We start from the raw sequence: 14,663 nt of genomic DNA, 5'->3' as shown, positions 1-14,663 counted from the left end.
CGGCACATCAAAGGAAAAAGGACCGTTCCGTGGCTGATTTGAAACTGTTCCGGCTTAATGGCGGAGAAGTTCACCGCGTATAACGCCAAGAAGGCAAAGTTCCAGGTCAAGTCCGGCAGTCAATGGAAGACCATCAAGACTGTGGACCAGAAGGGCGGCAAGGCGTCGGGCAAGGTAAAGCGGGCTGCCAAAAAAGTACCGGGTCACATTCAGCGAAGCGTCGCGGGCAATAGGTGCGACGTCGAAGACGGTGACGAAGTAACGCCACAAGCACACGGAGGATCCCGCTCCCTCGCGCCCCTGCCCGGTCGCGCGACCGGCAGCTCCACCTCTCCCAAACCCCGCTTTATTTCTTCGCACCGATTAGGCCGCGACCCCAGCTGCTGATCGGTGAATCTAGTCTCAGACCCGCGCCCGGGTCATTCCAGTGGCAGCGGGGTCAGCTCCGGGAAGACAGCATCGAGCTCGGACTCCTCCCACTTTTTGCCTGAGGGCTCGTCGATGTCGAAGACGCCGGGGTGGTCCGGGTAGTCGTCCCACATCTGTCGCCCCGTGAGGTATGCATAGGTGTCGGCGGCAACGTAGGAGAGCAGTTCCGCCTCGGCAACTTCTTCCTCATCGGTCAGGCGTCCATCTGCCAAGGCCGACGGGTCGTCGCGGACCGCCTCGAAGTAATCCGGCCCCTGCGCGATAACCCAGCTGCGAAAATACTCGAAGCAGTCGTCCCCGCAGCCGTTCTGCACCAGGAAGGCCGCACCCCAGAGATCCCAGGGATAGAGTTCGTCATGGTGTCGGGCGAACTCCATGTCGAACTCAGCGATCTCTGCTGCGGGAAGCTTCGCCAGGCACTCTTCGAGAGCGGCTGTCTGCCTTTGAATGCTGCCCCCCGAGGCCGACTGGGTGTGCGCGATGATGTCCCAAAAGCCGCCGTCTTTGACGGAAGCTACTCCGCCGCAGTGGCCCGTCGCAGCCGGCTCCTCATCGGAGCCGCAGCCGGCCAGCATGACCACAGCGGCCACCAGCAGCGACGCCGTCCAAACCTTCGCTCTCATGCCCCGAAGCAGCCCTTCACAATCGCCCGTCTGGTTGAGTGGCCACCTCGTTCAGGCCGCTTCTCTTGGAACAGGAAAGGCTGTAGGGCCGAATGCACAAAGGATCGCTTACCAACGGTCGACAGGCCGACTCTCCCTGTCCGCGGATGGGATCGTAACCGGCAAGGCATCGATCTTCACCAAAGCCCTGTATATCGACCCAACGAGCAAGACCAAGCCCAGGAAGCCCAGTAGTCCCCCGAAAACCGTTACACCGAGGAACAGGCCACCCAGCTCAGCGGAGGGATCGGTGAAAGCCGCGCGTGCTCCGAACGTCAGGGCAATAAAAACAATTAGCGGACCAGCCAAAATAAAGCTAATACCGCTCACGAACAACCCTGCCGCGTTTTTGTACTTCATATTCTCCCCCTTGAATGAAATCGTATTCTCAGTTTACGCGGCCGCGTTGACCTGCTGGTGCTGCGGCGGGAAAGATGAGCGACTAGTCCATGGAGGTCACTGCTCAACTAATTCGTCCCTAAAGGCGGGCATAAAGAAGGCGAGTAGCCACGAATGACTTCCCGCCTTCTCTGTCGCAGGGCTACGGGCAGGGCATTGTGCCGCCCATTCCGTTGCTGGTCCAGCAGAAGTCGACAGGACCGTAGTTGCCGCCAAAGACGCCGCCACTGCCCGCCTTCTTCGTCCTCACAGTCTTAGCGACGGTGGAAGAGGACTTTTTGACCTTCCCGTTGACGGACTTCGCGTTCGCTTTCACGTACACCTTGTAGCTGGTGTTGGCCTTCAGCTTCGTGAACGTCGCCTTGGTGCTGGTCGTGGTGTAGACCTTCACCGTTTTCTTCCCCTGCTTCAGCGTGACGGTGTAGCCGGTCACCTTGCCGGTCACGGCAGGCGTCTTCCACGAAACCGTGACGCTGCCCTTCCCGGCCGAGGTCTTGACGGACGCCGGTGCGGCGACCTTCACCGCGGAAGCCGAAACCGTCTTCACTACCTTGGAGACCGAGGAGGAAGACTTCTTGGACTTTCCGTTGGCAGAGACAGCATTGGCTTTCACGTAGAGCCTGTAGCTGGTGCCGGCCTTCAGTCGGGTGAAAGTCTGCGAAGTCTTCGCGGTGTTAAAAGCCTTCACAGTCTTGGAGCCCTGCTTCAGCGTGACCGTGTAGTTGGTCAGCTTGCCGGTGACGGCAGGCTTGCCCCATGAAGCAGTGATTGAGTCCGTGGTGGCGGAAGCCTTCACGGACTTGGGCGTGGCAACGCTGACGATGCTGGCGGGGTCCTTCGTGGTGGTAACCGCTTTCTGGATGCTTCCGCTGTATCGCCTGCCATCGTCAGAGACAGCGTCGCCATAAACCGAAATGAGGTACTTGGTTTCCGCCTTCAGTCCCGTGACAGTCAGGGAGGTGGCGCTGGCACCGACATTGATCCATCGTTCGCCGCCCGCTCCCTCAACGAGGATCCGGTAGCCGGCGTGGGTGCCGCGCACGAGAGGCTTCGGCCAGTTGACGGTGACCCTGTCAAAGCCAACCTTGCTCATGGTGAGGGAGGTGGAAGGCGGGAAGGCCACCTCCGCCGTGGAGTCCTTCCGGGTCGTGAAACTGACCGTCACGGGGGCGGAGGCGATCTTGTGCAGGCCGTTCGGGGATACCACGTTGGCGCGGACCTCGACGGTGTAAGCCGTATCGGGCAGAAGGCCGTACAGGAACTCGATAGACGCGTGCGGTACAACGACATTCCTTACGAGGGCCGTGCCCCTCTTCAGCGTCAGGGTGTAGTTCACGATTTTGCCGACGTAGAACCGCGGTTCATACCAGGACAAAACGGCGTGGGAGTTGGTGACCTCCCGGATCTTGAGATCAAGCACGGGATCCGCGAGCACGGTGTCGGCCTCAATGCCGGTCTTGAAACTCACCCAGGTGACCGGAGAATCGCCAAACCCACTCCGGTACCCGCCATGGACCCAAATTCCGACCCTGGTCTCGGTGTTTTCACTCAAGCCGAAAACGCGGAATTCCCCGACCTGATCAGAGGTGTATTCGTCACCCCCGGTTCCTATGTTGCGGGTCTCCCGGCCGTCCTGCTCGATGATGAAGTCGTAGGAATGGCCCAGCCCCGCATAGCCCGCCGGTATGGCCCAGGTCAGCGTTGCTGAATCGAAGGACACTTTGGAGACTTTGACGTTGGTGGGCGCGTCGAGTACGCCAACAGGAGCCGCGGACGCGGGCGCAGCCGTCATGGTGGTGGCGGCGACACCGCCTCCGGACAACAGGACGCCGGCCGCCAGGACCAGCGCCAAGCCTTTTCTGAGTTTCAAGGTGTTGGACCTTCCTAAGTCTGTGGATCAAGTTTTGAGAAAGGGAAACAGTGATTAGAAGTCCGGCATAATTTGAGCCACATCACCTATGGTCATAGCCGCCTGCGACGAATTGACGCCCGACGGCCGATACCTGTTGCAGGCCGAAGTGCAGTTCGTCGCAGCCTCAACTCCCTGCGCGATGAGGAGAATTTCGACGCACCACGATTCGCCTGTCTCATCCACTGTCGGCACTCCCGGCCTCACTGTTAGCGAAGCCCGAATCCGAAAAGCCGCCATCTTACGCCCCCTGCTGGTTCTGAAAAAGTTGCGGATTGCCCTGACCTGATCCACCCAAAATTCTTCTTCTCGCCATGAGAAAAGGCCGCCAGCGTCTAAGCGTCAAAGCTGCCGCGTCGCGTTACACGGATTTTCCTGCAGAGCGGGAGCATCCGGTGGAGTCCCTGTTCTTGGTCAATGGCCGGCCGCTCCAGGATCTGCTAAATATTCCGGAAGACGTGGCGCGGCCCGAGCAAAAAACATTTCTGCGCTTATACCTCCCCGATCGATTGAACGTTTATGCTAAAGCAACATCAGAATCAGAGACGTTGGGGGAAAATTGAACAGGTTTACTAGAGGGGCCATATCTCTTGCCGTTGCTGCGGCCATAGGACTCGGTTGTGTGCCCCCGACTGTCGCTGCCCCGGCTTCAGATTTGACGGCGTCTGTCCCTGCCGCTGTCACCAAAAAGGCCGCAGCGAAGGTCACCATCAGGACCATCGCGAGCCCGGCTGTGAAAGTGGGAAGCACCGCGGTCATCAAACCGTCGCTGTCGCTCAGCGGGACGGTCGTTGTCTATTCCCAGTCCCTCACTGTCACCCAGGGCAAGAAGACGCTGGTCCGTGGCAAGAGCGCCGCCAGGCTCAAGGCCGGTACCTACAAAGTCACCACCACTGTCAAATACTGGACGACCAGAGGCCACAATGGCTACTCAAACATGAAAACCACAAGCCGGAACCAGAACCTCACCGTCGTCCCCGCGGTGACTGCCGGTAAGATCGCCGGCAGGACAGCCTCAGCGGACGGCACTGCGACCGTCCGACCGAAATTCACAGTGGCCAAGGGCGCTAAGGTCGTCTCCAGTCGCCTTACCGTCAAGCAGGGGTCAAAAACGGTGGCCAAAGATCAGGCCTCGGCCGCGCTCAAGCCCGGCAGGTACAAGGTCACCACGAGCACGAAGTACCAATTCCCCATCTACACCACCGTCACGGAGGCTGGGAATGACATTCTGGTCGCCTACTCCAAGAAGTCCACGAAGATGACTTGCAAGGTTTTCGGGTTCTGGCCCAGGGCCGAAGGCGAGTCCGAATACGCCGCCTGGATTGATATGCGGCTCAAGTGCACGGGTGACTTCAGGGGAGAGTACATCACTGACGCCTACTACATGATCGAGAAGGGGGAAGGGCAGCGCTGGCTCCTCGGCCGCACCGCCGGCCAGACCGTTTGGAATGACAACGAGAAGGAGACCGCAGGGGTGCCCAAACCAGTTATCGGCGCGAAGGCAACGGTAACGCTCTTCCCCGGGGAGCCGTTGGTCAAGAAAACAAACAGTACGGTAATCAGGAAGACCTGGTCGCCTGTTTACACCGCCACAAATACGCAGGACCTGGTCATTCGCCGGTAGCAGGCCGCCAGACAGATACTCCGGGGTGGGATGAGGGCTGGGGCCTCCTCCTGCCCATCCTGCGTCTACCGAAACTGGCTTGCCGTCTCGCTAACAAGGCTGCCTTCAACCCGTGGGCAAAGGGACTCTCCTCCGGCTGGCAGGCGCCATTTGAGAGACAGCCGGAAGTACTTCCAACACAGTGCAGCCCGCGAGAAAAGGACCGGCACAAATGGCAACAACCATATGCACGGTTTGAAAGTTTGCGGTGGCGTGATTCTGGTTCATGTTCCCCCTAAGTTGAGACACTACTGATGATTGCAGCTTTTAGTCAGTCGCGGCGGCAGTGATGGTGAGTGCAAAACGCCGTGTATGAAGCACCACTTCCGGAACGGTTCGGTAATCCATGAAGTCACTGTTTACCTGCATAGAACAAGGTGGCCGCGGACCATGCGATATTTCTTCTTTACATCGGAGCCAGCACCTGAATAGTCATGCTTGCCATCAGGAGGCTTGGACCGAAATCAACCTGAGCGATTGTCTAGAAAAGGTTGCCTTCAACTACACCCTTGGTATCCGAAGCCTGCTCCCCTGCCCAAACTGAAGGGGGCGTGAAGGGAGCCGCAACAGCTAAGCAGCTGTGGCCATGCACATAAAGAAGTTATTGCTTCGCAACGTTGGAAAGATCTCGCACGTAGCGTCTTGGGGTTAGCCTGAGACCAACATTTCAACGGTAAAGGAAATCCGTGGGACTAAACACCGCCTAGGGAATCACTTATCTTTGGTGTTAGCACTCGGGTTTGTTGGTATCACGACAACCTGCGGTAGTGAGAGTGGTGCCGCTCAGGAATTACCGCAGTTTTCGTCGCTGGATGCTGCTTATCAGGCGGTCGACGCAGTGCTGAACTGTGCGGATGACGTCGGTGACCCGCCGACGAAGTTTCCGCTAGGAGGAGGACCTACGGGCGAGGCAGTGCTGTGTACCGAGACTGTCGAAGTTCTCTGGTTCGACAGCCAGGAAGCCTACGACAACGTGCACGAGATGTATGTCGGTGCAGCCGGTAACCCCGGGTCTGTCTACCTGGTCGAGGGCCAGAACTGGTTTGTCGCCGATGTCGCTGAGGTCGCGCTGGGGGTAGAGGATCGTCAAAGAAATACGAACATGGAAGCCCTCGCCGAGGATCTCGGCGCCACGTACACAGTGAAGCGGTAACACCGGCAGACAGGAACACGATGTGCGCACGCTGACCAAACTGACAGCCGGTGTAGCGGTACTCCTAGCGGTGACCGGCTGCACCAGCGGACCAAAGCCCGCGCCGCCTGATCCGGCATTCAAGGACCTGCCCCTCACCTCAACCAATAAGCACCTGCTGGCAGAAGAGGCGCCCTACAGGTTCTACTCCTTAGTGCCGCTCGCCGAAATGGCTAGCGGGCGCCTCTGCGTGGTCATCCAGGATGAAGGGGGCGTCGAATCAACTGGATGTGGCGACAGCACCCCCTATATTGCCTGGGACAAGACCGAGGGAACTCCCGGCCTCCTGGAAGCGAAGCTGGCCTACGACGGCTACGACGCCAGTAAGGAACTGGCCGAAGGCTGGCGTTACCTGCACAAGAACCTGCTGGTGCGCGGGTTGGATGATCCGAAGTTCGAGATTGCTGCTCTCGAAGCACCGGCCACACCGGCCGACACCAGCCTGGCCGGCGACGCGGAGGACCTCAACATCAAGGCAGACAGCGCGCGGCTCCTGTTCAAGGACGACGAATACGTGTTCCATGCGGCGCTGTCGAACGACCCTGGTGGAGACGGCATTGTGTGCGTGGTCGTGGAGAATCTGAAAGCCGAAACAGCCTCCGCCGGCTGTGGCGGCGGCACCCCCGCTGTGGAGCTGGGCGCCCCCGGCGTAAAGGCAAAGCTGGTCGACGACGACTACGACGTCAGTAAGGAACTGGCTGAAGGCTGGCGCCATGTGCACAAGAACCTGCTCGTTTACCCCTGATCAGCCGACACCTCTGCAAGGGTAACGCTGCGGCTCCGGCGGCGCCGCCTGTGCAGGAAAGGAGCGGTCAGTCCAGGGGCGGCGTCGGCGGACCGACGACCACTGCGACCACGCCCAAGCCGGTGTGGGCGGCCAGGACCGAGGGAACCGGGGTCAGCAGCACCTCGTCGCTCAGGTACTGCTGCAGGGTTTCCGCGATGGCCCGGCTCTCGGTTTCGTTGCCGAAGTAGTGCACCGCCACCCGGGGTTCGTAATCGAGTTCCTCGATCCGGCGCACCACCAGCTGCTGCAGCCGGGCCTGGGCGCGGGCGGCGGTCCGAACCTTCTCCAGAGGCAGGATGGCACCGTCGCGGATGGCCAGCAACGGCTTGATCGCCAGCAGGGAGCCGAGCAGGCCGGAGGCGGCGGAAATCCGGCCGCCGCGGCGCAGCTGGTCCAGGCTGGGCACGTAGAAAAAGACGTCGGAACACACGGCGGCCGCCTTGGCGCGATCCGTCACGGCCTGCCGGTCGAGACCGCTCTGCGCCGCGACGACGGCGTCAATGACGGCGAATCCTTCACCCAGAGCGGCGCTGCGCGTGTCCACTACTTCCACCGGGATGCCCACGCCGTCGGCGGCCAAGCCTGCCGCTTCGATCGTGCCGGAGAGCTCGGCCGAGAGGTGGATGGAGACGATCGCGTCGAAGCCCAGGTCTTCAAGCTCCCGGTAGGTCCTCTCCAGCAGCCCCGGCGACGGCCGCGACGTCTTGATGTCGCGCCCCTCAGCGAGCCCGACCGCCAGGGCGGACGCGACGTCGTCGACGCCTTCCCCGTAGATCTGCCCTGAGATCATCACCGGCATCGGCACCACCCGCAGCCAGTCCGCGGTGTCCGGCTGGTTGACCCAGTCCGCGGGCAGCGAGGCCGCCGAATCCGTCACGACGGCGACCCGGTGCCGCGGCGGCTGCCCGGGCCGGGCAGGCGCCTGCTGCTGCTGGTGCAGCAACTGCTTGGACCGCTGTACGAGGTGCTCGAGCCAATTCATCGGGGCCGGGCCGCCGGTCAGGCCGGCACGATGTTGACCAGCTTCGGCGCGCGCACAATCACCTTGCGCACTCCGCGGCCGTCAAGGGTCCGGATGATCTGCGGCGAGGCCAGGGCGAGCTTCTCCAGCTCGTCCGCGTCGACGTCGGCTGCCACCTCCAGCCGATCGCGCACCTTCCCGGCCACCTGCACCACGGCCGTCACGGTGTCCTGCACCAGCAGGGACTGGTCCACGGCCGGCCAGGACGCCTTGACCACGGACGGTTCGTGGCCCAGCCGGGCCCAGAGGTCCTCCGCGGTGTAGGGGGCAAACAGGCTCAGGATAATGGCCACTGCCTCGGTGGCTTCGCGGACGGCCGGGTCGGCGGCACCGGGTCCGGCGTCGATGGCCTTGCGGGTGGCATTGACCAGCTCCATCAGCCGGGCGATGACCACGTTGAACTTGCCGGCGTCGAGCAGTTCCGCCGCGTCGGCAACGGTCCGGTGGGTGACCGAGCGCAGGGCGCGGTCGCCGTCGTCGTACTCCGTGCCCGGAGCGGAGGCGACGTCCTGTCCCAGCCGCCAGGCGCGGGCCAGGAACTTGGCCGAGCCGGAGGGCGAGACGTCCGCCCAGTCCACGTCGTCTTCGGGCGGCGAGGCGAAGATCATGGTCAGGCGCACGGCGTCCACGCCGAACTTGTCCAGCTGCTCGCCCAGGTCCACGCCGTTGCCCAGCGACTTGCTCATCGCCTTGCCGCCGTTGAGCACCTGGCCCTGGTTCAGCAGCGCACGGAACGGCTCGTCGAAATCGATCAGGCCCATGTCCTTGAGCACCTTCGTGAAGAACCGGCTGTAGAGCAGGTGCAGGATGGCGTGCTCGACGCCGCCGACGTACTGGTCCACCGGCAGCCAGCGGGCCGCGGCGTCCTTCTCGAACGGGCCCTCGGCGTAGTCCGGGGAGGCGAAGCGCAGGTAGTACCAGGACGAATCCACGAAGGTGTCCATGGTGTCGGTGTCGCGGCGGGCGGCCTTGCCGCAGTTCGGGCAGTCGGTGTTGACCCAGTCCGCGGCGGAGGCCAGCGGCGAGGTGCCCTTGGGCGACAGGGCTTCGCCGCGCAGGTCGTCGGGCAGCCGCACGGGCAGCTGGTCATCGGGAACCGGGACCTCGCCGCACTCGTCGCAGTGGACGATCGGGATCGGCGCGCCCCAGAAGCGCTGCCGGGACAGCAGCCAGTCGCGCAGCCTGAAGTTCACGGTCTTCTCGCCGGTGCCGGCCGCCTCCACCAGGTCGATGGCGCGGGCGATGGCCTCGGTCTTGGACAGGCCGTCCAGCTCGCCGGAATTGATCAGGGTTCCTTCGCCGCTGGTGGCGATCCCGGTCTCGGCCGGATCCCCTTCCCCGGTGTCGACGACGGCGCGGACCGGCAGGTCGAAGGCCCTCGCGAAGTCGAGGTCGCGCTGGTCGTGCGCCGGGACGGCCATGATGGCGCCGGTCCCGTAGTCGGCCAGCACGTAGTCGGCGGCCCAGACCGGCAGCTTTTCGCCGTTGAGCGGGTTGATCGCGTAGCGGCCCAGGAACACGCCGGTCTTTTCGCGTTCGGTGGACTGGCGCTCGATGTCGGAGAGTGCCTTGATCTGCTCCCGGTAGGCCATCAGCGCATCGTGGTGCTCCGGGGCCACCAGGTCCAGGGCCAGGTGCGCGTCGGCCGCGACCACGAAGAAGGTGGCGCCGTTCAGCGTGTCCGGGCGGGTGGTGAAGACCGTGACGTCCTGGGCCGGGCGTCCGCCCGCCTCCTCCACCGTGAACCGGACGTGGGCGCCCTCGGAGCGGCCGATCCAGTTGCGCTGCATGGCCAGCACGCGCTCCGGCCAGTGGCCCTTGAGCTCGTCCATGTCGTCCAGCAGGCGGTCGGCGTACTCGGTGATCTTGAAGTACCACTGGTTCAGGCTCTTCTTGGTCACGGGCGTGCCGCAGCGTTCACAGGCCCCGTTGACTACCTGTTCGTTGGCCAGCACGGTCAGGTCCTTCGGGCACCAGTTGACCGGGGAGTTCTTGCGGTAGGCCAGGCCGCGCTCGTAGAACCGCAGGAACAGCCACTGGGTCCAGCGGTAGTACTCCGGGTCGGAGGTGTGCAGTCGGCGGGACCAGTCGGCGCTGATCGCGTAGCGCTTGAAGGACGCCGCCTGGGTGTCGATGTTGGCGTAGGTCCACTCGCTGGGGTGGGCGTTGCGCTTGATCGCGGCGTTCTCGGCCGGCAGGCCGAAGGAGTCCCAGCCGATCGGGTGCAGGACGTCGTAGCCCTTCAGCCGCCAGTAGCGGGCCACCACGTCGCCCATGGCGAACGCTTCGGCGTGGCCCATGTGCAGGTCGCCGGAGGGGTAGGGGAACATGTCCAGCACGTAGCGGCGTTCGCGGGAACCGTCGTCGGCGGGAGCGAAGACATCAAGTTCCTCCCACACGGCCTGCCACTTGGCCTCCATGGCGGAGAAACTGTACTCGTGCTGTTCCGTTCCCGGCTGCGTACTCACTGTGCTTGCCTCGTCCTCTTGTCTGTACTGCGCACTGGCCTGACTCCCCTAGACACACAAAAGCCCCTCGGCATCGGAGGGGCGGGCCGCTGAAGCAGGGCCTGGGCCCCGCGGCAGCGGCTAGCTAAGGAGCAGTGCGAACATGGGACCACTTTACCGCACGTTCACCGGACATCGTCGTCGACCCAGTCGAAGGTCCGGGTGACCGCCTTCTTCCACAAACGCAGCCTGCGCTCCCGCTCTTCCGCGGGCATCTGCGGCTCCCACACCTTGTCCTGCACCCAGTTCCGGGCCAGCTGGTCCGTGTCCTCCCAAAATCCGACGGCGAGGCCCGCGGCGTAGGCCGCTCCCAGCGCCGTGGTCTCGGTGACCCGCGGCCGCCTCACGGGCACGCCCAGGATGTCCGCCTGGAACTGCATCAGCGCGTCGTTGGCGACCATCCCGCCGTCGACCTTGAGGCCGGTCAGCGGCACCGCGGCGTCGGCGTTCACCGCGTCCAGGACTTCCCGGGTCTGGAATGCCGTGGCCTCCAGCGCGGCCCGGGCAATGTGCGCCTTGGTCACAAAGCGGGTCAGGCCCACCAGGGCGCCGCGCGCGTCCTGCCGCCAGTACGGGGCGAACAGGCCGGAGAACGCGGGCACGAAGTAGCAGCCGCCGGTGTCCTCGACCGTGGCCGCCAGTTGCTCCGCCTCCTGCGCGGATGAGATCAGGCCCAGGTTGTCGCGCAGCCACTGCATCAGCGACCCTGCGACGGCGATCGACCCCTCCAGCACGTAGTGCGGCGCCGCCTTGCCCAACTGGTAGCCCACGGACGTCAGCAGGCCGTGCGATGACCTGACGATCTCCTCGCCCGTGTTGACCAGCACGAAGCACCCGGTGCCGTACGTGTTCTTGGCCTCGCCGGGGTTGAAGGCCGCCTGCCCGAACGTGGCCGCCTGCTGGTCGCCGAGGATGCCCGCGACCGGGACGTGCCGCAGCAGCTGCGAGCCGTGCACGGTCGCATAAGGCTCGGACGAGGAGCGGATCTCCGGCAGCATGGCGGCCGGCACGCCGAAGGCGTCCAGGATCTCCCGGTCCCACTGGAGCGTGCGCAGGTCCATGAACAGGGTGCGGGAGGCGTTGGTCACGTCGGTGGCGTGCGTGCCGCCGTCCGGCCCGCCGGTCAGGTTCCACAGCACCCAGCTGTCGGTGGTGCCGAACAGCAGCTCGCCGGCCTCGGCCCGTTCCCGCGCCCCGTCCACGTTGCGCAGGATCCAGGCCAGCTTGGTGCCGGCGAAGTAGGGCGCGAGCGGCAGTCCGGTCTGCTCCCGGAAGCGGTCCACGCCGCCGTCGGCGGCCAGTTGATCGCAGATCTGCTGCGTGCGCACGTCCTGCCAGACGATCGCGTTGTAGACCGGCCGGCCGGTGCTCTTCTCCCACACCACCGTGGTTTCGCGCTGGTTGGTGATGCCGACGGCGGCGATGTCGTGGCGGGTCAGGCTGGCCCGGGACAGCGCCGTGCCCACTACCTCGCGGGTGTTGTCCCAGATTTCCAGCGGGTCGTGTTCTACCCAGCCCGGCTGCGGGAAAATCTGCCGGTGCTCGCGCTGACCGGTGGAGACCGGCGTCCCGGAGTGGTCGAAAATAATCGCGCGCGTGGAGGTGGTCCCCTGGTCGATCGCCAGCACGAACTCCGCCATCTGTGTCCTCCACGCTCCAATCCGGGCCTCGGTGCCCGGCTGCTGTTGAACCTAACCGGCGGCGCACGGCAGCGTCAATCGAGCGGGCCCTCGCCGTCGTCCGCCGTGCGGCCCGCTTGCGGCGTGTGCCAGCCGGGGCCTGCCTCCGCATCTGCTCCCCGCGCCTGTCCGGTGCCAGCCCCGGCTGTGCCCCCACCTGTGCCGCTCCCGCGGCGGTCGCCGTCGTCGGCCCTAGGCAACATCGGCCGCGCTGCGCGGCAACGCGCCCGCAGGTCGGTAGAGTCGAAGGCATGAAATCAGGAAGGACCCCGGCGTGACCGCCGTTGCCGACCGTGCGGTGCGCCGCGAACTTCTGCTCGACGGCGCCCGGGTGCGCTACTGGGAATATCCCGCGGACGACGACGGCGCGCCCGCCCTCCTGGTCATCCACGGCTTCCGCGGTGATCACCACGGGTTGGAACTGGTGGTGGGCCGGCTGCCCGGTTACCGGGTGATCGCCCCCGACCTTCCCGGCTTCGGCGAATCGGAGCCGCTTACTGCCGGCAGCCACGGGATCGAGGGTTACACCCGGTTCCTGCACGCCCTGGCCGGCGAACTCAAGCTGGGCCCGGACACCTACGTCCTGGGACACTCCTTCGGGTCCATCGTGGTGAGTCACTACCTGGCGGCGCATCCGGGCAGCTTCCGGGCCGCCGTCCTGGTCAACCCGATCAGCGAACCCGCCCTGCAGGGACCCAAGGCGATCCCCTCCCGGCTCGCCGGGTTCTACTACTTCGCCGGGGCAAAGCTGCCCGAGCGGCTGGGTCTCTGGCTGCTGCGCCACCGGCTGATCGTCCGGGGCATGAGCATCATGATGGCGAAGACCCGCGACCCGCAGCTGCGTTCCTACATCCACGGGCAGCACGACGCCTACTTCAGCGCGTTCGCGAACCGCCGCGTGGTGCTGGAGGCCTTCCGGGCGTCCATCTCCGCCGACGTCGCGCAGGTCGCCGGCCTGCTGGAGCTTCCGGTCCTCCTGATCGCCGGCGAACGGGACGACATCGGTTCCGTGGCCAGCCAGCGCAGGCTCGCGGCGATGATCCCGGACTCCCGGCTGGAAGTGATCCCCGCCGTCGGGCATTTGATCCATTACGAAACCCCGGCAGCGGCGGCCGCCTTCATCCGGGACTTCATCGACGGAATGAGTGCATGAAACTCCTGATTGACGCCCGGTTCACCCGAACCGACCAGCTGGACGGCATCAGCCGCTACGGCGCCAGCCTCATCGAGGCCGCGTCCAGGCTGGCGGACGTGAGCATGCTGATCAACGACGAGCGGCAGCTGCAGTTCCTGCCCGACGTGCCCTGGGTCAAGATCAACAGCCCCCTCTCCCCCGCCGAACTCTTCGTGGCGCGCCGCGTGAACAAGCTGGGCGCCGACGTCGTCGTCTGCCCGATGCAGACCATGGGCAGTTTCGGCCGCAGATACGGGCTGATCCTGACGCTGCACGACCTGATCTACTATTCCCACCCCAAACCGCCGGGCTTCCTGCCCAAGCCGGTGCAGTGGCTGTGGCGGCTCTACCACAAGGCCTACTGGCCGCAGCGCCTGCTGTTGAACCGTGCGGACACGGTGGCCACCATCAGCCACACCACGCAGGCGCTGATGGAACGGCACCGACTCACCCGCAGGCCGATCCGGATTGTTTCCAACGCCGCCCAGCCGCAGGGAGCGCCGCGTGATCCAGCCGGCGGCCGCGACAAGACCCTGCTCTACATGGGGTCGTTCATGCCGTACAAGAACGTTGAAACCATCGTTGACGCCATGGCGCTGCTGCCGGACTACCGGCTCCATCTGCTCAGCCCGGTGCGTCCTGATCGGCAGGCCGAACTGGAGGCGCGGGCCGTCGACCCTCGCCGGCTGGTCTTCCACAACGGGATTTCCGACGACGGGTATCAGCAGCTGCTGCAACGGGCCACGGCGCTGGTCACCCTCTCCCGCGACGAAGGCTTCGGCCTGCCGCTGATCGAGGCCATGGCAGCCGGGACACCGGTGATCGCCAGCGACATCCCTATCTTCCGCGAGGTCGGTGGCGGCGCCGTCACGCTCGTGGACCCGGATGAGCCCGCCGACTTTGCGGCGGCGGTGGCGGCGCTCGACCAGCCCGGTGCCTTCCGCGCGGCGTCGGAGGCCAGCATCCGCCGAGCGGCGGCCTACGACTGGAACGAGTCGGCCAAGCAGCTGGTCGCCGCCGCCGAGGAAGTGCTGGAACGACGGCGGGGCCGGTCCCGGTAGTTGGTGGCCGGCATCCGAGGAGGAGCCGATGGATGTCGTTTTTGAAGCGCCCGATCGACACGTCGACTCATGTCTTCTTTCCATACTCACGGCGGGTTGAGCTGCTGACGGCGGACGTCCGTCCCAATGTGGCGCTTTCGGTCGGGGCCACTGCACAGCTTTCCGTGCTGCCGTCATCTG

At 64.5% G+C, this 14,663-nt stretch carries 13 protein-coding genes; 7 read left to right on the top strand and 6 right to left on the bottom strand.

The genetic code is table 11. The features are described from left to right. Positions 1 to 57: 57 nt before the first annotated feature. Complete coding sequence (locus tag AC5RTY_RS06055) at positions 58 to 387, top strand: hypothetical protein (RefSeq protein ID WP_494139224.1); 330 nt, start codon at positions 58 to 60, stop codon at positions 385 to 387. A 32-nt stretch (positions 388 to 419) separates the two neighbouring features. Here the strand turns inward: AC5RTY_RS06055 and AC5RTY_RS06050 are convergent, their stop codons facing one another. From AC5RTY_RS06050 to AC5RTY_RS06040, 3 genes are all read right to left on the bottom strand, one after another. Further along, positions 420 to 1,052 (bottom strand): DUF4240 domain-containing protein, encoded by a 633-nt coding sequence (locus AC5RTY_RS06050; RefSeq protein ID WP_494139223.1) that lies wholly within the window; start codon positions 1,050 to 1,052, stop codon positions 420 to 422. Between the two features lie 108 nt (positions 1,053 to 1,160). Then, positions 1,161 to 1,451, bottom strand: coding sequence for a hypothetical protein (locus tag AC5RTY_RS06045; protein WP_494139222.1), 291 nt, complete (start codon positions 1,449 to 1,451; stop codon positions 1,161 to 1,163). 181 nt (positions 1,452 to 1,632) lie between these two features. Next, positions 1,633 to 3,282, bottom strand: a complete 1,650-nt coding sequence (locus AC5RTY_RS06040; protein WP_494139221.1) for a fibronectin type III domain-containing protein — start codon at positions 3,280 to 3,282, stop codon at positions 1,633 to 1,635. A 431-nt stretch (positions 3,283 to 3,713) separates the two neighbouring features. Here AC5RTY_RS06040 and AC5RTY_RS06035 point away from each other — a divergent pair, with 431 nt between their 5' ends. From AC5RTY_RS06035 to AC5RTY_RS06020, 4 genes are all read left to right on the top strand, one after another. Beyond that, positions 3,714 to 3,962 carry a hypothetical protein gene (locus tag AC5RTY_RS06035; protein WP_494139220.1) on the top strand — a complete coding sequence of 83 codons (249 nt, stop codon included), beginning with the start codon at positions 3,714 to 3,716 and terminating at the stop codon, positions 3,960 to 3,962. 92 nt (positions 3,963 to 4,054) lie between these two features. Further along, a complete protein-coding gene (locus AC5RTY_RS06030; protein ID WP_494139219.1) occupies positions 4,055 to 5,023 on the top strand; it encodes a hypothetical protein in 969 nt (322 codons plus the stop codon). A 760-nt stretch (positions 5,024 to 5,783) separates the two neighbouring features. After that, positions 5,784 to 6,215, top strand: coding sequence for a hypothetical protein (locus tag AC5RTY_RS06025; RefSeq protein ID WP_494139218.1), 432 nt, complete (start codon positions 5,784 to 5,786; stop codon positions 6,213 to 6,215). Positions 6,216 to 6,237: 22 nt separating this feature from the next. Then, entirely contained in the window at positions 6,238 to 6,999 is a 762-nt protein-coding gene (locus AC5RTY_RS06020) for a hypothetical protein (RefSeq protein ID WP_494139217.1), read from the top strand. A gap of 67 nt (positions 7,000 to 7,066) precedes the next feature. Here AC5RTY_RS06020 and AC5RTY_RS06015 read toward each other — a convergent pair whose 3' ends face one another. The 3 genes from AC5RTY_RS06015 to glpK all read right to left on the bottom strand — a co-directional run bounded on the left by AC5RTY_RS06015 (position 7,067) and on the right by glpK (position 12,209). Next, positions 7,067 to 8,023, bottom strand: coding sequence for a DegV family protein (locus tag AC5RTY_RS06015; protein ID WP_494139216.1), 957 nt, complete (start codon positions 8,021 to 8,023; stop codon positions 7,067 to 7,069). Between the two features lie 17 nt (positions 8,024 to 8,040). Continuing rightward, entirely contained in the window at positions 8,041 to 10,530 is a 2,490-nt protein-coding gene (gene leuS, locus AC5RTY_RS06010; protein WP_494139215.1) for a leucine--tRNA ligase, read from the bottom strand. Positions 10,531 to 10,694: 164 nt separating this feature from the next. Beyond that, positions 10,695 to 12,209: a glycerol kinase GlpK gene (glpK, locus tag AC5RTY_RS06005; protein ID WP_494139214.1), complete on the bottom strand. Its 1,515-nt coding sequence runs from the start codon at positions 12,207 to 12,209 to the stop codon at positions 10,695 to 10,697. 313 nt (positions 12,210 to 12,522) lie between these two features. Here glpK and AC5RTY_RS06000 point away from each other — a divergent pair, with 313 nt between their 5' ends. Both AC5RTY_RS06000 and AC5RTY_RS05995 read left to right on the top strand, forming a co-directional pair. Next, entirely contained in the window at positions 12,523 to 13,401 is an 879-nt protein-coding gene (locus AC5RTY_RS06000) for an alpha/beta fold hydrolase (protein ID WP_494109269.1), read from the top strand. Beyond that, positions 13,398 to 14,483, top strand: a complete 1,086-nt coding sequence (locus tag AC5RTY_RS05995; RefSeq protein WP_494109270.1) for a glycosyltransferase family 4 protein — start codon at positions 13,398 to 13,400, stop codon at positions 14,481 to 14,483. The genes AC5RTY_RS06000 and AC5RTY_RS05995 overlap by 4 nt, the downstream gene beginning before the upstream one ends. Positions 14,484 to 14,663 lie beyond the last annotated feature (180 nt).

Source organism: Arthrobacter sp. Y3224055 (assembly GCF_059090825.1).
The sequence above is the reverse complement of the archived record's forward strand: the minus strand, read 5'-3'. Positions and strand labels throughout refer to the sequence as shown.

What these genes read in the sequence shown, in the direction of transcription:
- glpK (WP_494139214.1), bottom strand. Translation starts at nt 12,209, where the DNA reads ATGGCGGAGTTCGTGCTGGCGATCGACCAGGGGACCACCTCCACGCGC.
- AC5RTY_RS06055 (WP_494139224.1), top strand. Translation starts at nt 58, where the DNA reads ATGGCGGAGAAGTTCACCGCGTATAACGCCAAGAAGGCAAAGTTCCAG.
- AC5RTY_RS05995 (WP_494109270.1), top strand. Translation starts at nt 13,398, where the DNA reads ATGAAACTCCTGATTGACGCCCGGTTCACCCGAACCGACCAGCTGGAC.
- AC5RTY_RS06040 (WP_494139221.1), bottom strand. Translation starts at nt 3,282, where the DNA reads ATGACGGCTGCGCCCGCGTCCGCGGCTCCTGTTGGCGTACTCGACGCG.
- AC5RTY_RS06015 (WP_494139216.1), bottom strand. Translation starts at nt 8,023, where the DNA reads ATGAATTGGCTCGAGCACCTCGTACAGCGGTCCAAGCAGTTGCTGCAC.
- AC5RTY_RS06035 (WP_494139220.1), top strand. Translation starts at nt 3,714, where the DNA reads ATGAGAAAAGGCCGCCAGCGTCTAAGCGTCAAAGCTGCCGCGTCGCGT.
- AC5RTY_RS06045 (WP_494139222.1), bottom strand. Translation starts at nt 1,451, where the DNA reads ATGAAGTACAAAAACGCGGCAGGGTTGTTCGTGAGCGGTATTAGCTTT.
- AC5RTY_RS06050 (WP_494139223.1), bottom strand. Translation starts at nt 1,052, where the DNA reads ATGAGAGCGAAGGTTTGGACGGCGTCGCTGCTGGTGGCCGCTGTGGTC.